Genomic DNA, 22,634 nt, shown 5'->3' on the forward strand with positions numbered 1-22,634 from the left:
AAAGCCGCGCCAGGGTGAGAAGCCGATCAAGATTGTAAATGTCCTTCTTCGAGCAGGAGAGAGTCCGTCTACGACAGAGACTTCACATGATCGAGAATTGTGGCGGGACCGCGAAGCCCGGTTGTGGTGTCGAAGAGGCTGCACTTACTCGGCAGCTTGGGAAGCCGGCGCCGTCTGTCGTGCATTCTCGCTCGAAAGATACGTCTGACGCAAGGCTGCACCCGCTTCGTCATACACGAAGGGCAAGAAAGCATAGCGGCGCCCCGAGGTTACCTGCGACACCATATGAAGGGCAGCGCAAGGGAACACCACGGCCCAACCGGGCGGCGCTTTGATCCCCCGCGGATTATATTCCGGGAAGCTGACCGCGCCCCCTTCAAAATCGCCGTTGAGGTTGATTGACACCGCGAAGCGTCGATGCTGGGTGATGCCCGAATTGTTGTCGCGATGCGGTCGGAAATGTCCACCGTCCTCGGCGGCATAACAGCCCACGATATAGCGTTCCATACGCGTGATCTTCATAAAGAAGAGCCGCTCGATATCAGGCAGCACACGGCGCGCGATCAGACCCTGAATGCGGCCGATCAGACCGGCGTCCTCGACCGTGTAATCCTTGCGGCTTTTGAAACTGCGATCGAACACGCCGGTGTTGTTGCGCATCACGCCCGACTCGTCGCCACCCTGCGCGTTGTAGAGTCCGATGAGATGGCGGCAAAGATCCTGATCGAAGACGTTGGGGATCACAAGGACGGGAGCCGGGATCTCGAAGCCTGCGAAGCGAGCCGGATGGGGCTGCCGATCGAGCAGGTCGAACACCTGTTCCTGGTCGCTCCCATCCGGTGCGAAGGGGATCGCTGCCATGACACGCAGCGAAGGATCGACCACAAGCCAGAACTGCCTGAATGTGCTTTCATCTTCGGTTTCCCGAGGAGCAGCGCCGAGTAGCCGGCTCACGGAGCGGTCGAAATCCCACATGACCCGGATGCCCGGGAGGACGTCGCTCATACGCTTCGATCGCTCATCCTCGGGGTCGGTGCTGATGGCGAAGAGGCTCATGCGGGCATCGTCGAACCGATCGCGATGGGCCATGACGGCCTTCAAAGCAGCTCGTCCCCGCGGGTCTGCGCAGGATCCGTAGAAGCAAAATACCAGGAAGCGCCCCGCCATTGCGTCGGGATGGAATTGGATCCCCTGGCAGAGCTGGGTAAAGCGCGGCAGAGGATCCCCGGCGGTGAGATGAACGAAGGAGAGTTCTGGCATCTGCGGACCGTGGTCGAAGGAACGCTTGGCCTTTAGGGCACCAAGGCCGCCGAAGCAATCCCGACCGAGACTCGGAGTCGGTTCAGCTTTGCGGCTGGTTCGGCAGGTCAGCGCGGCAGTCGAAGCCAGGGATGACGGGCCGTCATCTTGATGGGAATTTGCGAAAGCAGTTTGGAGGTGTGTTCGAGCGTCATGGAAGAGCCGTGAACACGATAGCGGCACAGCACCTCCGGCACGAAAAGTCCGGTCATCCCTGCTTCCGCGAACTTGCACCAGAAGTCATAGTCCTCCCAACCGCCCTCGATGTGGTCATAGCCGCCAACCTGCTCCCATGAGCGGCGCCGCACGAGCGACATCGCGTCGATGTAGGGGCCAAGCGCCAACCGGCGGCGGCTCCAGACATCGGCGGTTCCCAGCCCCTGCCTGTCGCCGAAAATCTCGATCTGCGAATAGGCGGCATCATACGGCTCGTCCGTGACCATCGCGAACAGCCGTGCCACGGCATCGGAATAAACCACGTTGTCGGCATCAAGCACGAACACGTAATCGGTTCGCGCCAGCGCAAATGCCGTGTTCCGGGCCGCTGCCAAACCGCGGTTGTGGACATGCTTCAGCAGCAGGGAGTGCTCAAAACGATCCGCATGGCGCTCCATCCAGGCGCGCGCCGCCCCGGTCGAGTCATCGAGCCGCGAATCGTCGTCAACGACGATCAACTCAAGGCGCGGATGCGACTGCGCCGAAACCGAATCGAGGCAGGCTTCGAGGAAGCGCTGGTAATTGAACAGGCTGATCGCCACCGTGACGGCTTGCGGATGCACGGGCGCACGCGACGGCTGCTCCCAAAGCGTGTCGTAGCGGGAGAATGCCGGCATCACGGTGTGGCCCACAAGGCGGCCGCTCTTGAGGGCCAGGGCGCCGCCGCCTGAAAGTCCGCAAGGAGGCCCTGGCTCGCCGCCTGGGCGGCATCGGCGGCGGCGCGCCCGTCCGGATCTTCCAAGAGCCAGCGGATGACGTCTGGAAGATGCCGGGAATCGTCTTGGAACAGGTGAACGCCCGCTTTGAACTCGCCATGCGGGGGACAAGTATCGGTCACCACCACGGCGCCCCCCGCCATGGCCTGGAATGTCATCTGCCAATCCAGGCTGTCGAATTCGTCCTCTGCGACGTGAAGGGCAATCTTGCTACGGGCCGCGAGGTGGCCCGCAAATCGATAGTGGGCGCGCGTGAGGATGAGTTGATCGATCAGCTCGGCGGCGGCCAACTGAAGTTGGAAGAAGGTCTTGTAATTCCTCAATTCTGGTGTGATCCGCGCCAAGAATGCACTTCGGGTCGGTGTATGGCGTCCGACAAAGGAGACATCGATTGGACGTGAATCGGTCGCGACGAGTTCGGGCCGACGCGCTTCTGCCGGCAAGGCACGCACGAGCGGGTGATCTGCGTCCCGGTCTTCGAGCCAACGATCCCGCGGCGGCATCCGGGGCCGGATCTGCAGGGCCGGAATGCCGGCTTGTGCGATGATGTCGGCGATCTGCGGCGAGAGATCCAGTACGCCGCGGCTGGCGAGCAGATACGGCAGTGCCGCCGCAAATGCATCGGAGGCCAGAGATGCCGTGTTGAGCATCAGCGCCGAACGAGGCAAGGCGGTCTTACGCCAGGCCGGTCCGAAGCCGAGCCGGAAGAAGTCATGTGGAGCGACAACGATCGCAGCTCCAAGTTCGGATCCCGGTATTGTGCGTTCGGTTTCGATTGTCGCCGTGGCACCCTGATGCGTCAGGTCTTGGACGAGGCATTTGGCGAGATCGCCGATCGCCGGTTCACTCCAGGAACTGACGAACACCGAAACGGATTGCGGAAGGTCTGCCGCAGGCTGTTCTGCGCCGGCGGATGCTGGAGATTGCGATGTCCGCGCGATCGCTTCTCCCCAGGAACGGGCAAGCTGATCACGCCGGAAAATCTGCCGCCTCTCGGCACACCCGTACAGAAGGGCATGCTCGGCCAAATTCATCCCGGCTTGCGCGACATCCGCGTTCAATGCGGCATAGTCGGACGCTGAAAACACCGGGAGCCGAACCAGCCGGGAGACCGCCTGGTCGAGCAGCGCCTTCATGGTCTCACCGTCCGCTTCGGCCGGAGAGGCCGATGCGGCAATCGATTCCGCAAGCGCCTGCATCACTTTCGGCTCAGCCAGCGAAGCACGCGGCCCACGCCCCTGAGCGGGCGGGCCGCCCGCCAACTCGTCGACGACAGGAGTTCGTGGATGCGTCTATGGGCTGCGGCAGTCTCGGCGTGGATCACGTGCAGCTCCGACGTCAGGGCTGCAATCTGCTGCCTCAAGGCCGCCTCATCGACCAAGCGGGCGGAAAGTTCTTGCCGCACGGAGTCGAGGCCACTTGCATGATTGGATGCTAAAACAGCCTGCTCATGCGCGCGCCGTCGCGCCTCTTCATCGGCCCTGGCTTGATAGTGCTCCGCCTGATGCTGCATCGCCTTCGCGTTTTTGACGGCAATGTCCTGCAACTCCTGGAAATAGCGTTGCGAGAGCTCGTGCGCCTGCGCTTCGAGCCGTTCCTGATGCGCAACCTGCAGCTCCGTCATCGCGGCGCGATGCGCGGACGCCCATTCCTCGCGTAACCCGATCAAGGTTAGGGCGGACGCGGGGCTGGATGGTTCCGCCTGGAACACCTCGGCATCCCTCACCCGGTCGAGACCCAATGCCGCCAGCTTTTCCTCTTCGAGGCGCCGACAGGCCGAGAGAGCCGCCGCAAGCTCATCATCGACCTGGTCTCGCTGCAACCGAAGTCGCCGTTCAGCGCTCTCGCCAGCGAGGCGGGCTTGTTCGAGGGCCTCCTCCAGACGGGTGATCGATGCGGCGAGGTCTTCGGTCACCGGCTCGCTCGCGATGCTTTGCTCCGGGACGGACGCCGGAGACGCATCCAACGGATCATGTGTCGACGTTCGCACATCCCCGGGTTGTCGGAGATCTCCATCGACCTGAGGCGACGAAACTGAGTTGCGGTTGGGTGCGTTCACCCGACTTCCATAGAACAGAAGGCCGGGAACCGTCTAGGGTTGGGGTATCCTCCCAGGGCGGACCGGGTACGTCCTCGAACGACGATCGTTGCGACGCACAGGCATGCACCGTACGGGTCCACCTTCCGGGATGGATCGAAGTCGGAGCGACTTCCTCATGAAGGCTTGAACCTGGAGAGGGCCTTACGGCACCACCCGCAGGACGCCGATCTTGGCGAGTAGGAGGACAGCCCGAAGAACGCTGGCCGGCGTATGATTGGGTAGGCTTACGCGCAATTTGACTAGCGTTGCCGTGCCCTCGTGAGCCAACTGCGAGAAAAGGTCGTGAACCAACCGATCGCTTGGAAGCAGCGATTGCGCGAAAGCGACGGACTTCAGGTCGCGACGCATCATGGCGTCCCGTGGTCCGAGTTGACCGATCAGGGAAATCTGGCTCTCGTCTCGCAGTACTGCGGTGGGGTATGTGCGAAACAGCGTGAAGGGGTCGGGACGTTCAGGTCGTCGCGCGCGAATGCGCTCGCCCGGTGTCGCGACATCAGCCCTGCGCCGTTCAGCGAGTTCGTCCCAAAGCGCGACGTAGCGACGGAACACCAGTGACCAATCATAGGTGGTTTTCGCCCGTCTACGACCAGCTTCCCCCATCTGGCGACGCAGATCCGGCGATTCGATGAGTTTCGCATAGGCGTCCGTCGCCGCTTCCACATCGACAGCCGTCAGGAGGCAAGCCGAGCCCACGTAGCGATCATAGTCGATCGAGTCGGCTTCATACTGATCCGCGATGTCCTCACCCGTGCCTGGAGGCGCCATGAGTGTCGGCACTCGAAAACCATCGATGCCATTGCGAACCGTATCCCTGTAACCGTCCCAGTCGCTGACAACGACCGGGAGTCCCGCGGCCATGGCTTCGACTGGCGTGAGCCCGAATGTTTCCTGCAGATTGTCGGCCAGGGATGTGAAAATGTCAGCCGCTGACCACGCCCGGTCACGATCGATGTCGCTGCGCCCGTCCAGCACGTGCAGGCGCACGGAGGGGGCGAGCTGTGCGGCCTCCTCCCGAAACGCAGCCGCAACGGGCTCCGAGGGGAACAGTCCGAAGAGGATCAGGTGCAAAGGGACGTGTGAACGCGACGCCGCAGCCTCAAGCGCGAGGAACATGGGAGCGGGGTGGGCCTTCACATGGAATGAAAGACGGCCTGCGAAGAGAACCGCCACATCGCTTTCGGCAAGGCCGAGATGGGCACGGGCCGCGTCCCGCGTGCCTGGCGGGAACGCGAAAGCCTCTGGGTGAACGCCGAGCGGGATGAGCGGAAACTGCGGCATCGGGATGTGAGCAGCTCCAAACCGCGACCGCAGATACTCGATCTCGGCTTCAAGGCCATGACGCAGGACATCGCGGGCAGCCGTCGAGGTGCAGATCAGGGCATCCCAGGATTGCAGCGGCGCGCGGACCAGCGCCGGCACGCAATCCATGGCGGCTTTGCTGGAGAGGGTATGGGTGATGCCGCAGATGCTCCATGATCGAGCCTCGGCGGCACGCTGGCGTCGCCACGCATCGTCGGCCAGACCTGGATCGGGGCGAAACAGCGTTCCAGCCTGAAGAAGGCGGGCCGGCTGGCCCCAGGAAATGAAACGTATTTCGGGCGGATGAGGATGCAGACGGCGCGCGTCTCGCCCAAATGCCTCGGCTTCCGCGCGTGTCCGAGCGTAACACCAGATGCGTTCCGGACCGGCCGCCAAGGCGGCCCGCAAAAACCCTTCTCCAGCCGCTTGCCGCCCCATCATGCGGGTACGGGTGTCGAAGACAGCGGGTGCGTAGGTCAGGGCAAATTGCATGGGCTCGAAGCGGACCGCGTCTCAAACGCAAAAAAGGGGAGCAGCAAGCTGCCCCCCTCCTAATTTTAAATCAAATCAGCCTTATGCGAAGTTCGACGTTCCGGTCAGGACCGAAGAACCAACGTTGACGAGCGCGTCGGTTGTCGCACCGTTGGTGAGATTGAAACCAGCGGTTCCGTCCAAGTTCACCGCAACGTAGTTGGTCCCACCATATGTGAACTCCACTGCGTTCACAGCGGTCGTTGCACCCAGCGCGGTGCCGGCAGTGGTGACCGCCGAGTTCGCTGCAAGGGCTAGCGTAGCTTGGCCCGAGACCGTCGCATTGGCGCGATAATCCGTGAACGAAGCCACCGTGGCTCCAAGGACCAGCTTGTCGGCATCGGTTGCGCTGAAGTCGGTGATCGAGTCGACACCGGTCACATTGGTACCGTCCGCCGTATAGGTCTGGCCAGCAACAGACGCGAAGGTATCGGCACCCGTGCCACCGGACATCGTATCGATACCCGCGCCACCAGTAATCGAGTCGTTGCCAGCGCCGCCGAAGATCAGGTCATTGCCAGCGCCGCCACCGATTGTGTCAGCACCGTCGTTGTTGCCACCACCTGTCGTCGAGTCCGAACCACCATAGATCGTGTCGTTGGCGCTACCACCGGTCAGCGAATCTGCGCCGTCATTTCCATACAGCAGTTGGGCGGTCGTTCCGCCTGCCGCAGTGGTGATCACGTCGTTGTCAGCCCCGCCATAAACGGTATCCAGCGCCGTATTTGCAATGGAGATGGTGTCGGCACCCTGGTTACCCAGGATCAGGTCGTTGCCGGTCGATGTGACCGAGTCATTGCCGAAGCCGCCGACCAGCGAGTTAGCGCCCGTACTACCGATGATCGTGTCGTTACCGCCGTTGCCGAGGATAAGATCAGCTCCCGAGCCGCCGGTCAGCGAATCAGCGCCGTCGGTCGAATCGTCACCGCCAACGATCGTGTTGCTGCCGCTGCCGCTCAGCGTAATCGTGTCTGCACCTGCGCCGCCGTACGCGAGGTTGGCGCCCGAACCGCTTAGGTTCACCACATCGTTGCCAATGCCGCCATAGACGGTGTTCGCCCCGGTACCCGTCCCGGTGATGCTGTCGTTGCCCTGGTTGCCGAGCACGAGGTCAGAAGCGTTCGAAGCGCCCAGAGCAACCGTGTCGTTACCGAAACCGCCAACAACAGACGAGACGCCCGTGCCAACCGTAATGGAGTCGTCGCCACCGTTGCCCAGAACCAAATCTGTGCCGGTATCGATCGCCAGGTTAATCGTGTCGTTGCCGTCGAGCGAGTCGTCACCACCGACGATCGTGTTGGCTCCCGAACTACCCTGCGACGTGATGCTATCTGCGCCGGCATTGCCATAAATCAGCGATGCACCGGCGTCGCCCGCTACACCGAAGCTGATGATATCGTCGTCAGTGCCGCCGTAGATCAGATCACTTCCGCCGGCACCGGTTAGCGTGTCGGCGCCAGTGTTTCCGAGGAGAGTGTCATTGCCGGTGCCGCCGGTGAGGCTGTCACTGCCAGCAGCGCCTGTAGCGGTGCCGCCGCCCGCGCCGCCCGTGAAAGTGTCGTTGTTCTGCGTGCCGGTAAAAGAAAATGCCATTTTTTATACCCCCGGGGGATCGCGTTTCTGAAGGCCCGAAAGCCTGCTCAACCAAAGATCGTATCTCGGCAAAGCCAACAAATCGGTTCTCAAAGTCGGCCTTCGACGGTCCGCTACGAGATGAAGAATTTCGTAGCTGACCGTCTCATTTCCCGCAAGCCGGTTGTGCATGCACGCAGAGCAACCTTCGGCTCGTGGTTTATCGGCAACAGCCCGACCTCTACGGCTAAGCCGTTGAGTCGAAACGGAGCCGCTTCAAGCTCTGCAAGAATCTTCTGAGCCGCGGCGCATCGAGAAAGCGTCGTTAAGCGATGCTGAATCGGAGCGGGCCAAGGTGTACTGCGCGGCAGCGTCATGTCGGGAAGAGCCGACCGGCCAAGGCGTTTCCGGCCTCCTCACCCGGGTCGGTGCGCATAGCCACGGCCCAGAGGTCGAAATGCGGTTGCCGGCGATGAATCACGACACGGCCGAAACCGGTCTCCTGAAGCGCGGCGCCAAGAGTCCGCATGGTGAAGCCGCCGCGATGGGCCATGAAGTGATTGCCGCGCGCGATCGATTCGCGGTGGCCGTAGAGGATGTCCAATGGGGTGATCGGACCGAGACCAGACTGGTAAAGCGGATCGAGCAGGCGGCCGTTCGCGACATGGCTCGCAACAGTCTGGAGATCGGGGCAGGTGATCAGTGCGAAGCCGGTCGGGCCGAGCACACGCTGGAATTCGGCGAGTGCGACCGGCACCTCGTGAGGGAACAGGTGCTCGATGTTGTGCGATGAAAAGACGGCTTCGACCGAGCCGCTCTCGACCGCCCCCATGTCGGTCATGCTTCCCAGAACGTCCGGCCGCACCGCGGCGTCGATGTCGAGACGAATCTCGCGCCAAGTCCCATCCTGGAAATAGGCCGGCATTCGCCGGATGTCCTTGGGTCCGCAGCCCACATGCAGCACAACAGGCATCTCGCTCCCCTTCCCGCTCAGACCGGCTCGATCGCCGAGATCAGACGCGTTCCGACCAGAATTCAACAAGCTTGGCTTGGGTGTTCCCCATATTGAAGCGGGCGGCGGTTGCCTGGGCCTCGTCGAGAACATCGGCGACCTCGCGGCTTCCCGCGGCCAGCATATGGCATGCCAGCGCGAGCGCGTCGGCGCATCCCAATAGATCGCCTTCCGCGAGCCAGTAGCCGTTGCGGGACGTGGCATATTCCCGGCCACCGTCGCCGTGGAAGCCGACCACCAACGTTCGGTAGCTCATCGCCTCGACAGGGGGAAGACCGAAGCCCTCACGATGGGACAGTGAAAGGAACATCGCCGCGCTGCCCAGGGCCTTCATGGCGTCGGCATGGGCGCATTTGTCGATGGAGCGCCAGGAGATATCCTTCAGATCCTTGTGCTTGCGCCGGAAGAGATCCCTTATAATCCCCGCATCCGCGCCGGCCTTGCGGGGCATGAACGCGACGACGAGGGATTTATCCTGCGGGATCGCTGCTGGGAGTTCGATCCCGCACGGAACGACCCGGACGTCACTCACGCCATAGTAGCGTTCGAGGTGATTCGCGACGATGCGACTGCAGCAGAGGACGGATTCTACTCCGAACGTGCTGAAGTCCTGTCCCGGTGCGAAAGTACGATGCACATTGAAGTGATTCTGGCAAAAGCAAACCTTTTCGGCGGCCGTCCCATTGAGCCGGGTGAAGTGTTGATGCCACCCCTCCGGGATCACCAGAATGTCGTCACCGGTAATATGGAAATCCCGTTCCAGCACCACCGGGACACCCAAATTGTAGAAATGAGCGTCGGACAGATCGTTCGTGACAAGCGCGGCATCGAAGCCGGCCTCGACAAGCATCCTCACGTGACGCCTGGTCTGGTGACACCCGCCGGATGGCTCCGGAAAGGATCGTAGCATGTAGCGAATGCGGCGCTTGCCCATGTCAATCGCCTCGCCCTGGTCCGGAGGCGATGAGGTTCTCGATCAGCGCCAATTGCCGCGGAAGGCAAACCGATTGGAGGTCATAGCGCGCCAGGACCGTGTTGCGCGCAGCCCGGCGCAGGTCCCGAAAGCGTTCGGGTTTCGACAGGGCTTCGTTCACGCGGTCAGCGAGGCCTGCGACGTCGAAGAAATCGACCAATAGGCCATTGTGGCCATCCTCGATCACTTCCTCTACGGGGGCCGTTCTTGACCCGATGACGAGGCATTCGCTCGCCATGGCTTCCAGCATCGACCAAGACAATACAAACGGGTAAGTCAGGTAGACGTGGGCGGCCGAGACGTGCATGACGGCACGGAATTCCGGTGTCGCCAGATGGCCTGTGAAATGGATCTTGCTGAGGTCGAGCGACACTTCAGCCAACATGCGCTTTTTGTAACTGTCACCCTCGGGCAACCTGCGGCCATAACTCACTCCTTCCTGACCGACGATCAGGATCTCGGCGTCGGGATGGCGACGCTGGATCTCGGGGAGTGCCCGCATGAAGATATGGAAGCCGCGATAAGGTTCGAGGTTGCGAGCCACGAATGTCACGATCTTCTGGCCCGGTCGAAGTTCCCGCCCATCGGGCAGGATGAAGCGGGCTTCAGGGTTTGGTCGGATGGCGTTGGTGTCGATCCCCTCGTGGATCACCGACATCTTCTGACGAAATTCGTTCGGATGGGTGCTGAACTGCCACTGGGTCGGCGTCAGCCCCCAGTCCGTGGCATGATTCGAAAGCAACGCCACCGAATTCCTGATTCGAAGGGACAGCCAGGCGTCAATCGAGGGTGGCTGTTCGGGATCGAATCCGACGTCCTGCCCGATCGCTTTGAAAAAAAACTCGAAGTAGGTCAACAGCGGCACCCGAGGCGCCGCATCCTTGACGAACAGGGTTTCGCCCCAGCCGGCATGTCCGACGATGATGTCGGGCTTAAAACCGTGCTTCTCAAGGTTCTTGACCGACCGGAAAGCTGCCTGGCCATACAGAACCGCCGATTCCAAACTCTTCACATAAGGATGGCTGGCCTCATGGGCTTCCCTCGGCGTCGGATACATGACTTTCGTCACGCCCGCGATCTGGTTGATCTGGTTCTTCGTGATGAATGCCACGTCGTGGCCGTGTGCCTTGAGGTATCGACAAAGGTGCAGAAACTGCGCCGGCATGTTCTGGTGGATAAAAAGGTAGGATCTCTTGGTCATGCCGCAGACAGCTGAATTTCACAGGATCGGTTAAGACCGCCCGTCCTATAGGATGATCCTTCTTGTTCGCCTATATGGCTTCGCCGGCGCCGGCAAGCTGTGGGGTGCTCCTATCGAGTCGACGCAGAACGCTTAGCGCCGGCTGCTCCACCAAACGCCATGACATCAGCGCGCAGGCGAGGGTTCCGGCGGCGGATAGGGCGACGACGAGATGGAAATTGTGGCCATCGAAGAGGCGCGTCGTCACGAGGTTTTGGATCGGATAGGCGTAAAGGAAGGTGCCATAGGAGAGATCGCCGATCCGGCGATAGGTCCGGCTATAAAGCCAGCGCGTCTTGCCGAGTTCGATCACCGACAACGTGAGCAGCAGGATGATGCCGGCGCGGCCGAATGCCGGCGAGGGACCGAAGGTGATCAGCCCCGCGGGAACGAGGAGGAAGATCAGACGGACGCGCTCGGTGAGGGGCTCCGAAGCCGCGTAGGTGGCTCCGGCCAGGAAGGTCATGAAGAAGCGCAGAAGATTGAAACTATTGTATCGCGAGAAGAACACCGCGGGGTCGGGGTTCGGCGTGGTGGAGATGTGGTGGATGTAGGCGCCTGCGAACAATGCCGCCGCGATGGCCGGGACGGCCGGGCGGCCGAGGAGGCGCAAAGGCGTGAGCCTGTGCAGGACGAGCAGCAGGGCGTAGCACAGAAGCTCGTATTTGACCGTCCAGATCGAGCCGTTGATGACCGGCCAGCGCGCATCGGCCAGGACGCCCGGGAGCTGGAACTGTGTCGGCGTTGTCACGATGGGCAGGTCGTGGACCAGGAAGCTGTGGGTCTGAGCGTCGCTCCAGAAATCCATCTGAGAAAGCGACGTGACGACCGAGCCGAGAACGACGCAAAACAGCATGTTGACGATCCATGCCGGGTAGATTCGCAGAAGCCGCGCGGCGGAAAAGCGCAAGATGCGTGGATCGCGCGCAAGGCTGAGGGCAACCAAATAGCCGCTCAGTCCGAAGAAGATATAGAGGCCTGTGCTGGATAGAGTGATGCCGAGCGGACCGAGCGGAGGCTCCAGATAACCGGCCATGCCGAGCTCATGGCTGTAAAACACGCAGAAGGCCGCAAACATCCTGATCGCGTCGAAAGAGTTGCGGCGATCGGCCTTCGCGGGCTGAGGAAGGTGTGGCTTCTGATCGGTCGCGAGATCAATCGTCTGGGCCGTTACTGCGGCCTCTTCTGTGAGGGATGCGTTGCCGTTTGGACGCGTATCTGTGGACGTAGCCGGCAAGAGTCTTGGCCTCACAGGTCACCGGATCGGAGTCGGGTCATGCGGCGGATCCTACTTGAGGCGGTGATCGTCTGCCCAGCCGCAAAATCGGCTTCTCGACAGCCAGGTGGATGAGCGCAGCGCCGATCACCGTGCTCGCCGTGATCAGCATGAGTTGGACAAGACTCGCGGCGCGAACGTCACCCGAGAAGGCCGCCACCAAAGAGGGAAGGGTCGATCGCAGCAGGATGATGACGATCGGGTGGACGAGGTAAAGCGCGTAGGACGCGTCGCCCAGGAAGCCCAGAAGCCGATGCGGAGACGCAGCGGGACCGCGCTTGAGCGTGAGCCCGGCGAAAACGGCCGCACAGGGCAGGCCCCAGAACAGCCAGCGCCACGCCGCGTGCTCCGGGTCGTCCGGCGAGAAGCCGATGTTGGCGCGGGCGACGACAATGAGGGCCACGAGACCGGCCATGATGGCGAGTATCGCGGCGGCCCGGGGAAGCCGCCCTTTGTGGCGGTAAAACATGCCAAGCAGAAGGCCGAAGATAAAGTCGAGCAGCACAGGATGCGCCCAGAACCTCAGCGCTCCCGGGAGGTCGATTAAACGCCCGCACAGGACGAATGCGCAGAGAGAGGCTACGATCAACCACAATCCCCGTTGCAGCCGAAAGCCGAGCGCCACCGCGAAACAGACATAGAAGAACATCTCGTAGTTGAGCGTCCAGCCGATCCCGTAGGTCGGCAGCATTGACCCCATCTGATTGCGCACGGGCCAGAACACCAGCGATGCGGCGAGCCCGCTCGCGTCCAAGCCATGCCAGTTGCCACGGGCCATCAGCAACAACAGGTAACCCGTCGTCGCGAGCCAATAGAGTGGCACGACACGCAGCAGGCGTCTGCCGAGGAACACACGTCGACTGCCGGGTTGTCCGAAGAGATGCGCTGAACTGTGCACCATCACGAACCCCGAGATGATGAAGAACAGGTCCACGCCGGCCGCACCGATATTGAAGAAGGCGGTGAGATCAGACCCGCCGTGGGAGGCCACGTCACCCACCGCATGCGACAGCATCACCGCGAGGGCCGCAAAAGCGCGCGCATATTGTATTCCTGCGAGGCGTTCATGAGACGCCCTGACGCCGACCGTGCTCAACGGCCGGTCGACGGATTGCGGGGCAGGGGCGAGGGAGGTACAAGACATCGAACCGGGAGGGTGTCTTTGGATCGCGTCGTCGCACCAGGTGGCCTTGGGCATCAGCCGCGCCGCTTGGCTGGCTTGGACGCATTGCGGGGAATAGCCGCCGTTGCGGTGTGTCTGTTCCATTGGGAACATATCGCCCTCGACACGCCCAATAGCACGCAGTTCTTTCGTTTCGGCCTGCTCGGCGTGGAGCTGTTTTTCCTCATCAGTGGTTTCGTCATTCTGATGGTGGCGGAACGCACAACGTCCGTGCAGGACTTTTTGAGTGCGCGAGTCGTTCGGCTCTATCCCGCTTATCTCCTGTCGGTGTTTCTGACGGCCATCTATGTTCTTGGCGTCGGCAAATACGATGCCCGCACGGTGCTGCTGAATACCACCATGCTGCAATCCTTTTTCGATATTCCCAACATCGCCAATCCCTACTGGACGTTAGCCTTCGAAATCAGCTTCTACCTGGCGATGGCGGTCGTCCTGGCTTGCAATTCCCTCCGCCATATCGAAAGGCTGGCACTCGGGTGGCTGCTGCTTGCGGCCCTCTATCGCTTCGCCCTTCCTGGCTGGATGAGTTTCGATCCGCAACGGCCCTTGGTGCAGGCGAGCTACATCATCGTCGCACCGCAGTTCGCACCCTTCTTCGTTCTCGGCATGTTGACATATCGGGCTTACCGAAAACAACTTGGCTGGATCGGCGCCGTGGCGATCGGTGTGGCCCTTCTGCTTACGGCGCAAGGTCGCGGCGATTTTGCCGAAATCCCGGGAACGGTTTACGCTGGATTCGCTTGCATTTCGGTGTGTTTGTTATTGGCCGCTTCCCGGTCGGTGATTCCGGGGGTTGCATTTCAAGCCATTGGATGGCTCGGGATCATCTCTTATCCTTTGTACTTGGTTCATTGTACGGCCGCAAACCTATGCGTCGTTGCTCTCGGCGGCATTATTTCTAAGCCTGCTGCGGTACTAATTTCGATTCCATTGTCTCTTTCACTGGCTGCCGCTATCCATTACGGGGTGGAGAAGCCTATTGCATTGACGCTTCGCCGCCACAGCAGGACGCCTTTCAGGGAAGCGCGCCTAACGGTTTGACCCCGGCCCTATGTTGTTCTGATCGGTAATGCGTGGGCAAAGACAAGGCGTGATGCGGCGTCTCGTTTGGACACGATGTCCGCTACTCTGCCGGCGTGCCGATAAACCGATCCTGCCGCCGACAGCAAGTTACGCTTCCCGCGCCGATCCAATCTTGGTGTCGTGTCTAGCCGGCGAAAGCGTCTGTTTTTTCCCTTAAATTTATCAGTCCTTTGGCGCACCCTTTGTTTAGATATTCAGCATTCCATGGCTCGGGTAAGTGAGACCGTCGTCCAGGAACTACGCGTATGAGGATCAAGACCCAACTTCTCCTCAGTTTCGCGCTTATGTTTTTGTTGCTGGCGGGTGTCGCAGGCGTCTCGATCGAGCGAATGGGGCAGATCGGGCGAATTGCGGGTGATCTGAACGGGCGGGTTGTCGACAAAACACGCATTGCCGCGAACATCACCGATCTTGAGCAGCAGATCCGCTTCGTCGACAGCTTCCTCCTCAAGGCAAGTGATCCGGACCAGGACCAGCTCGCGCGGGACCTTATCGAGAGTCGCAACAAAGCCGTCGACTCGCAGATCTTCAGCTACATGCGCTTTGTGGACTCGCCCTTGGAGCGCAGCCTGCTCCAGAACCTCGAGCGCAGTCGCTCCGTGTATTCCAGGCTCCAACAAGACATCCTGGGCACAGCAGCCGAGGGCCGACACAGACAAGTCGCCGACGATGAGGCAAGGCTAGCCAACGCTTTCGACCAGGTGAAGCGCCAAACCAAGGGTCTGGCCCTCGTTGCGGAAACGGAAGCGAGAGCGGCCCGCCAAGACGCCATTGTGATCGCCCAAGGAGCTGGCCGCACCGTGCTTGTCGTGGCAGGGATCGCGATGGCTACTGGCGTGATCATGATGGGTGTGCTGCTCACCGGCGTCTTCCGGCCAATGGCACATATCACCGAAGCCCTGATCGCCCTCTCCCAGGGGCGCCTCAATGTCGTCCTCCCGCCCTCCGGCCGCAATCGCGAGATCGACAGGATGACCCAGGCACTGGACATCTACCGAAACAACGCGGTCGCCTTGGCCAAGGCGCATGAGGAAACCAAGGCGGCGCACAGCCGCGCGGATGCCCTTGCCCGTCACGATGTTCTGACGGGCTTGCCCAATCGCCGCGTGCTCGCCTCGGCGGTGAACGATATCATCAAGCGGAGTGCTCGCCGCAGCCTCGCCGCGGCGGTGCTGGTTCTCGACCTCGACCGATTCAAGCCCGTCAACGACATTCACGGTCACAGTGCGGGCGACAAGGTTCTGTGCGAAGTGGCAACACGGCTGGGTGCAATTCTCCGTGTCGGAGATGTGGCCGCACGCCTCGGCGGCGACGAGTTCGCAATCATCTTGGAATTTGAACCCGGCTCAGATACGCCGCACCGCGTCGCCAAACGCATCCTTGCATGCATCAACGCCCCCATCCTGTTGGACGGGCGTAGCGTCTCTGTCGGCACATCCATTGGCATCGCCGTATCTCCCACAGACGGGGATGACGCGGAGACCCTCCTGCATGCGGCTGACCTCGCCATGTTCAAGGCGAAGCGTGAAGGACGTGGAAGCTTTCGTTTCTTCGAGGCGGAAATGGACGTGCAGTTGCGCGCCCGCGCCGATCTGGAAGCCAGGATCTGCCATGCGATCTTAAAGGGCGACATCCGGCCGCACTACCAGCCGCTGGTCGACTTGCGGACGGATACGATCGTGGGTTTCGAGGTTCTGGCGCGCTGGCACGACGGCGAGTTGTTGCGGTCCCCAGACGAGTTCATTCAAATCGCCGACGAAGCCGGCCTGATGCCGCAATTGACCTATTCGGTGCTTCGACAGGCCTGCCGGGACTCCCTGGCGTGGCCGAACACCCTCACGCTCGCCGTCAACGTGACACCGGCGCAAATTTCTGACCCGGGTTTGCCCGGAGCCCTGTTCGAAATCTTGCAGCAAGAGAAATTCCCACCCTCGCGGCTTGAATTGGAGATCACCGAGAACGCATTGATTGGTGACATCGCGAGCGCCAAGAACGTCATGGCCATCCTGCGCCAACATGGCGTGAGGATCTCCCTCGACGATTTCGGCACGGGTTACTCCAGCCTGCACCACCTGCGCGAATTGAAGTTCGACAAGATCAAGATTGACCGGTCGTTCGTGCAATCGATGCCGACCAACGCGGAGTCCATGAAGATCGTCGAGACTATTTTGGCGTTGGGTCGGAGCCTCGGCATCGATACTTTGGCTGAGGGCGTCGAGGACGTTGGTCACCTTCGCCACCTTGTGGACCAGGGATGCGAATTCGGACAGGGCTACCATTTTGGCAAGCCTCTGCCAGCCGGCGCGGCCAGCGATCTACTCACCAAGCAGAATCCGCCCGCTCTTCTCACCTCGGCGGCGTAATGCAGCCCAAGCGAGAGGAAAGCGGGTGTCGAGTTGCGGTGCAGGATCTCTCATTCCGACAGGGCGAGAATGGCCATCTGCTCATGCGATTCCCCGACGCATGCTGGCTTGGCTCAAATCTCTTTTGCCCCGCTGCCACACACACGTTTCGGGACAAGCTGGCCGCTCCGTCGGCCATGAGAATGGTCGTCGCCGCCTTCGAGACCTCGTGGTGGTCCGAGGCGTGCCGCGAGTCCGTCACGGACGCCGAGCAGTAAGAGCTTCAGGACGGACCACTTCAATCGGTGATGGAGCAGGAAGGCGCCCGTCTGCACCGGAAGATAGGCAACCTGCTTCAGCTTCCAACTTAGGGGAATATGCCCGAGACGCAGGCCGTAGACGGTATTCCGGACCACGCAATACATGCGGAAGGGGCGCTGTTTCGGCATGCGCCACCCGAACCGCCGGCTGCCGATCACCCCGGATCCGACCGCGTGCGGCATCGCGCAACTCGTCTGGACCCAGCAGGAGTACCCCTGGCGCACCGCGCGGAAACTCCATTCCAGGTCGATGCCGTCGATGAAGTAGTCGGCCCGGAAAAACCCGATGCGGCGCAACACGTCCGTCGCGACCAGCGACCCGGACGTCGGCACGAAGGAGACCTGCCGCGCGGAGCCGAGGGCAGGGCGATTGAGGTATTGGTAGGTCGGCGCCTTGCTGATCGTCCCCGGTTCTGGAACGAGGACCGGGCTGACGACAGCCGGACGCACCCCGGCATCGACGAGGTCGGCCCATGCCGCGTCGAGCCGTCCAATGAGTCCCGATGGAGGGGTGGAATCCTGGTCGAAGAACACGATGCCACCGGCACCTCTGAGGCAGGCCGCCAGGGCGAGGATGTTGAGCCCGACGCCGATGCCGAGATTCGAGGTCGCCTCGATCATGCTCACATCCGGCAGGAATGCAAAATCGTGGCGCAGATCCTCAGGCAAGGCACTGTTGAGGAAGAGCACGACGCCCGTCGCCTGCTTCCGGAGCTCGTCAACGAGCGTGCGCAACTGGACCGGGTTGGGATTGAACACCACCACGCCGGCCAAGATCGGCTCAAGTCTTGTTTTGCGGAGAGCGCTCGACACCATCTCCTGGTCAGGCATGCATTGTGCAGACCTGCGCGCGCGGCGCGACGCCGCGGTTGGTCGATGGCCACCGGACGATCCGGCGCGCGATGCTGTGACCTCCCCGTGTGAGGAGGCGGCCGAGCGGATGATAGCCGGAGAGCGCCGCGACACGCCTGATGGCGAGCGTCGGCAGCACCGAGAGGCGCGGCATCATCAACCCGCGAAGGTCATCGAGAGCCGCATGCATGTCAGTGCCATCACAAAGCGTTAGAGTCGTTGAGCGATGTGATCCGGATATCACGCGACATCCTGACCGCAAAGGCATCATGGATCGCTTTGTCCCGGAGGCGCACCGTTCCTCGATTGGAGAACAAGCAATGACCCGCATCTTATTCGTTGGCCAGAAACCGGAAACCGTTGACTTCTCCGATCCGTCCCTGCCGCCGGGCTTCGACGCGCAGAAGATCAACGCGGGCATCAGGGTGGCGGTCGAAAAGATAGGAGAACGTGGATGGGAGTGCGACCTTTGCATGGTCACTCCCGACGATACGGCAGGGCCCGCCATCGAGAAGCAGTTGCAGAGCGCGCGCTACGATTGCGTGGTGATCGGCGGCGGCCTCAGGCTTCCGCCGAAGAGCCTGGCCTTGTTCGAGACCGTGGTGAACGCCGTCCACCGAGCAGCGCCCAATGCGGCGATCGCCTTCAACACGCGTCCCGAGGACACTGCGGAGGCGGCGGCACGCCAACTCACGCCCGGCTGAGGCGCGCTGATTGGCGAGCACCTTTGGCGCGGTGCTCGACCTCACGAGCTGGAACGGCTTGTCGCAACGTGGCCCATCTCGGCCGAAAGCTCGAGCGCTTTCCATGATGTAGATACAGCTAGAAAACTCATCATGCCGGTGCCGCGCCGCCCCTCGAGCCGCGCGACGCACCGACCGCCGATCGGTACTCAGGAGCCGTGCGCTTAGCCCGCCAGTTTTGTGGTGTTGTGCGGATCGATGACGAACTTCTTGGATGACCCTTCACGGAATATTTTGTACGCCTCCGGCGCCTTCTCCAGCGGAATGACCTCGGTGTTCAGCAGGGGGGTTAGGTACGGCATCCGGTCCCAAAGGATCGCCATCATCAGGCCGCGGTTGTACCGCATCATGGGACATTGCCCGGCCGTCAGCGATGGCGACTTGACCCAGGCCTTGGGGAGTTTCCAGGCCAGCTTGCCCAGCTTGCCGAGTTCATTCGGCGCTCCGGGGTCCAGATTGGTGTAAACTCCTGGGATGCCCATGGCACCGACCGGCTTGACCACTTTCATCAGCATGTTGATGACGGCTTCCTCTTGGTTGCCTGTGCTGCTCGGCCCATAGCCGTGGCACTGCGTATTTCAGAGCATCATGGGCACGGATTTCACGGGATCATGGGCAGTGATTTCACGGCATCGCGGGCACCCGTTTTAGGGCGGTGATGCAGCCTCGACCGACAATCTGACCGGGTACTCAGCCGCTCGTTTCGAACACGAGGGGCCTGATGCCGACCGAGAGTGTAAATCGGATTGGGTTTGAACCCCTGATCGGCTCCGAACAATGACCCCAAACTCCGGCTGTTAAGGTACGGATCACGTTGAGATACCGGCCGTTCCGCTGGGGTGAACCTTATAAGCCGAACTGGGGTCAAACCCTCGCGCCCATTTACATCCTGCGGCTCCTGCAGGCCGACGGACGACTTAGCAACGCTGACTTGGCCGAGCGCGTCAGCCTGTCGCCATCAGCGTGCCTGCGCCGCGTCCGTGCTTTGGAAGAGGCCAATCTGATTGAGGCCTACGCTGCCGTGCTGAACGCCCGTGCCGCTGGGCTTGCCGGTGTCGCCTTCGTTCTCATCACTCTCGATCAGCAAGGTCGCCTCGCGCTCGACAGGTTCGAAGCAGCAGTCGGGAATCACCGTGAAATCCAGGAATGCTACCTCTTGGCCGGCGCGGCTGACTACATGGTGCGCATCGTTTACGCCGACGCAGAGGATTTCGAACGCGTCCATACGGCGATCTTGACCCAATTACCGGGCGTGGTGCGTGTGCAATCCACGCTCGTACTTCGCACCGTGAAAAAGTCGACGGCGCTTCCAGTCTGACCGCGCGGTGTGAGCCGTTGAGCAAGCATCGTTAGATGTGCCGTTACGCTCGGATTGGCGTCGCGATGATCACATCGGCGCAGGAGGCTATGACCCTGCACCGCAGGCTTATTACCGAGCTTTGGAAACCGTCGTTGAAAGGCTCGGACGCCGTGCGCTTCCTGCGCGACCTGCTGGATACGGCCGACCGGGCCTCTGACCAGGCGAGCCACCAGAGCGCCCCTGCCCACAGTCTGACCAAGTCTCAAGCCAGCGCCGCAGGATGCCAGTCCTGCCAGCCGCCGATCCTCTCCCACGCGGCCGCGATTGCCAGAAGCGTCGCCTCGGCGTGGTAGCGCGCGACGAACTGCACCGAGAGCGGAAGGCCATCTGACGACAACCCGGCCATCATGGCCAGGGCCGGGTGGCCAGTGACGTTGAACGGCGTCCGCGCCTGCCGGGGGTAGGTCCTCGCCATTTCCGCAGCGTCGTCGATCCTGCAGGGCGGATCCATGGCACTTGCGGTGAGCAGCACGTCCACGGTGCCCATCACAGCCTCGACAGCCTCGATCAGGGTGCGGCGACGCCGCTGCGCCAGCACGTAGTCCTCGGCCGTGAGGAACGCCCCGGCGAGAAGACGGCGCCGCGTCGACTCCGCGTAATCTTCCGGACGCTCACGCAGCCACCGCGCATGAATGGTCCAGGCCTCGGCCTGCAGCAAGATTCGGTTGACCGATGAAAAGCCGTTAAGGGCGGGCAGGGTGACCTCCTCGATTAGGGCCCCTTCCCGGGCGAGTGCCGCCGCGACCTCGTCCAGCGCAGCCGCGACGTCCGGGTGGGCGGGCATGTCGCGTTCGTGGAAATGGCGGACGTAGCCGATCCGGAAGCCGCGCACATCGCCATGCTTACCCTTAGATGAGCCGCCATGCGGGCCGGCCGGCCTGTGTCCGGCCAGAACGGCCAGCATGGCGGCGACATCCGCGACTGTGCGCCCCATCGGTCCGACATGGTCCAGGGTCGGCGCGAGCGGGAAGACGCCCTCGCGGGACACGAGCCCGTAGGTCGGCTTCAGGCCGACCACACCGCACGCGCTGGCAGGGTTGCGGATCGAGCCGCCCGTGTCGGTCCCGAGCGCCAGCGGGAACAGCCCCGCCGCGAGGCCTGCGCCGGCCCCTGAGGAGGAGCCGCCAGGATGACGTTCGCGGTTCCACGGATTGCGGGCAGGTGGGAAAGGCAGGTCGAAGCTCGGGCCGCCGAGCGCGAACTCATGGGTCGCCAGCTTGCCGACGATGATCGCGCCAGCGCGGCGCAGGGCCGCGACCGCCGCCGCGTCGCTGGCCGCCACATGGTCGCGCAGGATCTTGGAGTGGCAGGTACACGGCAGACCGGCGACGTCGATAATGTCCTTGATGCCGACCGGAATGCCCTGGAGCGGACCACGATCGAGGCCGGCCCGAAGGTCGCGCTCGGCCTCCTGGGCCGCCTGAACGGCACCGGCGGCGTCACAGTGCACAAAGGCGTTTACCAGCGGGTCGATGGCCGCGATGCGCTTGAGTGTCGCCTCCAGGGCCTCGACAGGCGACAGGTGGCCGCTCCGGAAAGCGTCCCCGAGCGCCGCGGCCGACATCCACTGCAGATTGTCCACGATCAGCGCTCTGTCGGCACGGGAGTGACGATCATGGGAGGCCAGGGCTCCGACGCCGCCGCGACGCCCGTGGCGGCGTCACGCTGCGCCGCAACCTGGCGGGCGGCCGCGAGCACGTCGTCGCGGAACTGCGTCCAGGCGCGGTCGAGCCCGGCCGCACGCACCTGGCGCTCGACCTCGCTCATGTCCGGTCCGGCAGGGGCGCGCTTGGCCATCATCGCATCACCAACACGGGCCGGCCGCTCGCGGTCCTGTCCCGCAGGCTCGCGATCGCGTCGCCGACGCGATCGAGGGGATACAGCGAGAGGGTCCTGGGCTCGATCCGCCCCGCATCGTAGAGCGAGAACAAATCGTCGTAGCAGGCCGTCACCATGTCGGGCCTGCGCTTGCCGGCATATCGTCCAGCGCCATCGCCTGGGTCCGAACGCGCGCATTTACGTACGTGCAGATCGCACGATAGACCGCCTCCTGCAGGCTCCGTCCCACCGCCACCAAGCCGTGGCCGCGCATCAGGGTCACGCAGGCGCAGTGCATCGCCTTGGCGGGGCTCCTGCCCATCACAGCGTTGCTGATCAGCATGTCCGTGGCGTCTACGAAATCCTTGCTGATTTCGCACCGGGCGGTTTTGGCCAGAAAAGCCGACATGTGATAGCCGGGCCGAAGGGGCGTCCGCGACACGAAGAACGGCAGAGCCGACGGCGTGTGGCTGTGGACGATCGCCATGACGTCGGGGAGCGAGCGTTAAACCTCGCTGTGGATGTACCGCTCGAGGTAGCCAGTCCGCCCTCCCGCGTTCAGCCCGTTGCCGTCGAGGTCGTACGTGATGATGTCGCCCGCCTCGACCAGGGCCGGTGCCATCGGCCGCGCCGGGAGGAAGTGGGCTCGCCTCGTCAGGCAACCGAACGCTCATATGGCCGAATCCGTCGACGATGCC

Annotated in this window: 21 protein-coding genes and 1 pseudogene; 4 read left to right on the plus strand and 18 right to left on the minus strand. The window is 62.4% G+C overall.

The window, feature by feature from the left end; all coding sequences use genetic code 11:
* Window positions 1-144 precede the first annotated feature (144 nt).
* From M8523_RS25985 to M8523_RS26035, 11 genes are all read right to left on the minus strand, one after another.
* Window positions 145-1,260, minus strand: a complete 1,116-nt coding sequence (locus tag M8523_RS25985) for a 2OG-Fe(II) oxygenase (RefSeq protein ID WP_282587803.1) — start codon at window positions 1,258-1,260, stop codon at window positions 145-147.
* A gap of 107 nt (window positions 1,261-1,367) precedes the next feature.
* The gene (locus M8523_RS25990) at window positions 1,368-2,132 is read right to left on the minus strand and encodes a glycosyltransferase family 2 protein (RefSeq protein WP_282587804.1); all 765 of its coding nucleotides are present in this window, start codon (window positions 2,130-2,132) and stop codon (window positions 1,368-1,370) included.
* Window positions 2,132-3,430: a CgeB family protein gene (locus tag M8523_RS25995; protein ID WP_282587805.1), complete on the minus strand. Its 1,299-nt coding sequence runs from the start codon at window positions 3,428-3,430 to the stop codon at window positions 2,132-2,134. Before M8523_RS25995 ends, M8523_RS25990 begins: the two co-directional genes overlap by 1 nt.
* On the minus strand, window positions 3,430-4,146 hold the full coding sequence (locus M8523_RS26000) for a coiled-coil domain-containing protein (protein WP_282587806.1): 717 nt from the start codon (window positions 4,144-4,146) through the stop codon (window positions 3,430-3,432). The genes M8523_RS25995 and M8523_RS26000 overlap by 1 nt, the downstream gene beginning before the upstream one ends.
* A gap of 327 nt (window positions 4,147-4,473) precedes the next feature.
* The gene (locus M8523_RS26005) at window positions 4,474-6,123 is read right to left on the minus strand and encodes a glycosyltransferase family 4 protein (protein WP_282587807.1); all 1,650 of its coding nucleotides are present in this window, start codon (window positions 6,121-6,123) and stop codon (window positions 4,474-4,476) included.
* Between the two features lie 81 nt (window positions 6,124-6,204).
* The gene (locus tag M8523_RS26010; protein WP_282587808.1) at window positions 6,205-7,755 is read right to left on the minus strand and encodes a beta strand repeat-containing protein; all 1,551 of its coding nucleotides are present in this window, start codon (window positions 7,753-7,755) and stop codon (window positions 6,205-6,207) included.
* A gap of 352 nt (window positions 7,756-8,107) precedes the next feature.
* On the minus strand, window positions 8,108-8,707 hold the full coding sequence (locus tag M8523_RS26015) for a class I SAM-dependent methyltransferase (protein ID WP_282587809.1): 600 nt from the start codon (window positions 8,705-8,707) through the stop codon (window positions 8,108-8,110).
* Window positions 8,708-8,747: 40 nt separating this feature from the next.
* Window positions 8,748-9,596 carry a glycosyltransferase gene (locus M8523_RS26020; protein ID WP_282587810.1) on the minus strand — a complete coding sequence of 283 codons (849 nt, stop codon included), beginning with the start codon at window positions 9,594-9,596 and terminating at the stop codon, window positions 8,748-8,750.
* 85 nt (window positions 9,597-9,681) lie between these two features.
* Window positions 9,682-10,920 (minus strand): glycosyltransferase family 4 protein, encoded by a 1,239-nt coding sequence (locus tag M8523_RS26025; RefSeq protein WP_282587811.1) that lies wholly within the window; start codon window positions 10,918-10,920, stop codon window positions 9,682-9,684.
* 70 nt (window positions 10,921-10,990) lie between these two features.
* Window positions 10,991-12,196: an acyltransferase family protein gene (locus tag M8523_RS26030; protein ID WP_282587812.1), complete on the minus strand. Its 1,206-nt coding sequence runs from the start codon at window positions 12,194-12,196 to the stop codon at window positions 10,991-10,993.
* 37 nt (window positions 12,197-12,233) lie between these two features.
* Window positions 12,234-13,331: an acyltransferase family protein gene (locus M8523_RS26035; RefSeq protein WP_282587813.1), complete on the minus strand. Its 1,098-nt coding sequence runs from the start codon at window positions 13,329-13,331 to the stop codon at window positions 12,234-12,236.
* 66 nt (window positions 13,332-13,397) lie between these two features.
* Between M8523_RS26035 and M8523_RS26040 the strand changes: the two genes are divergently transcribed.
* Complete coding sequence (locus tag M8523_RS26040) at window positions 13,398-14,459, plus strand: acyltransferase family protein (protein ID WP_282587814.1); 1,062 nt, start codon at window positions 13,398-13,400, stop codon at window positions 14,457-14,459.
* Window positions 14,460-14,746: 287 nt separating this feature from the next.
* Entirely contained in the window at window positions 14,747-16,864 is a 2,118-nt protein-coding gene (locus tag M8523_RS26045) for an EAL domain-containing protein (protein WP_282587815.1), read from the plus strand.
* Between the two features lie 113 nt (window positions 16,865-16,977).
* Here the strand turns inward: M8523_RS26045 and M8523_RS26050 are convergent, their stop codons facing one another.
* Window positions 16,978-17,994: a glycosyltransferase family protein gene (locus tag M8523_RS26050; protein ID WP_282587816.1), complete on the minus strand. Its 1,017-nt coding sequence runs from the start codon at window positions 17,992-17,994 to the stop codon at window positions 16,978-16,980.
* Complete coding sequence (locus M8523_RS26055) at window positions 17,987-18,205, minus strand: hypothetical protein (protein ID WP_282587817.1); 219 nt, start codon at window positions 18,203-18,205, stop codon at window positions 17,987-17,989. The genes M8523_RS26050 and M8523_RS26055 overlap by 8 nt, the downstream gene beginning before the upstream one ends.
* 130 nt (window positions 18,206-18,335) lie before the next feature.
* On the opposite strand from M8523_RS26055, the gene M8523_RS26060 reads away from it, so the two are divergent.
* A complete protein-coding gene (locus M8523_RS26060) occupies window positions 18,336-18,719 on the plus strand; it encodes a hypothetical protein (protein WP_282587818.1) in 384 nt (127 codons plus the stop codon).
* A gap of 203 nt (window positions 18,720-18,922) precedes the next feature.
* Here M8523_RS26060 and M8523_RS26065 read toward each other — a convergent pair whose 3' ends face one another.
* A complete protein-coding gene (locus M8523_RS26065) occupies window positions 18,923-19,273 on the minus strand; it encodes an MDR/zinc-dependent alcohol dehydrogenase-like family protein (protein ID WP_282587819.1) in 351 nt (116 codons plus the stop codon).
* 416 nt (window positions 19,274-19,689) lie between these two features.
* Between M8523_RS26065 and M8523_RS26070 the strand changes: the two genes are divergently transcribed.
* Complete coding sequence (locus tag M8523_RS26070) at window positions 19,690-20,076, plus strand: Lrp/AsnC family transcriptional regulator (protein WP_282587843.1); 387 nt, start codon at window positions 19,690-19,692, stop codon at window positions 20,074-20,076.
* A 244-nt stretch (window positions 20,077-20,320) separates the two neighbouring features.
* Here M8523_RS26070 and M8523_RS26075 read toward each other — a convergent pair whose 3' ends face one another.
* The 4 genes and pseudogenes from M8523_RS26075 to M8523_RS26090 form a co-directional block, all read right to left on the minus strand.
* Window positions 20,321-21,700, minus strand: a complete 1,380-nt coding sequence (locus tag M8523_RS26075) for an amidase (protein ID WP_282587820.1) — start codon at window positions 21,698-21,700, stop codon at window positions 20,321-20,323.
* Between the two features lie 2 nt (window positions 21,701-21,702).
* Window positions 21,703-21,918, minus strand: coding sequence for a hypothetical protein (locus M8523_RS26080; RefSeq protein WP_282587821.1), 216 nt, complete (start codon window positions 21,916-21,918; stop codon window positions 21,703-21,705).
* On the minus strand, window positions 21,915-22,073 hold the full coding sequence (locus M8523_RS26085; RefSeq protein ID WP_282587822.1) for a hypothetical protein: 159 nt from the start codon (window positions 22,071-22,073) through the stop codon (window positions 21,915-21,917). Before M8523_RS26085 ends, M8523_RS26080 begins: the two co-directional genes overlap by 4 nt.
* A pseudogene (locus M8523_RS26090) lies at window positions 22,067-22,426 on the minus strand (class II aldolase/adducin family protein); the annotation flags it as partial. The pseudogene M8523_RS26090 and the gene M8523_RS26085, both read right to left, overlap by 7 nt.
* Window positions 22,427-22,634 lie beyond the last annotated feature (208 nt).

It is taken from the genome of Lichenifustis flavocetrariae (assembly GCF_026130545.1).
Lineage (GTDB): Bacteria > Pseudomonadota > Alphaproteobacteria > Rhizobiales > Beijerinckiaceae > Lichenihabitans > Lichenihabitans flavocetrariae.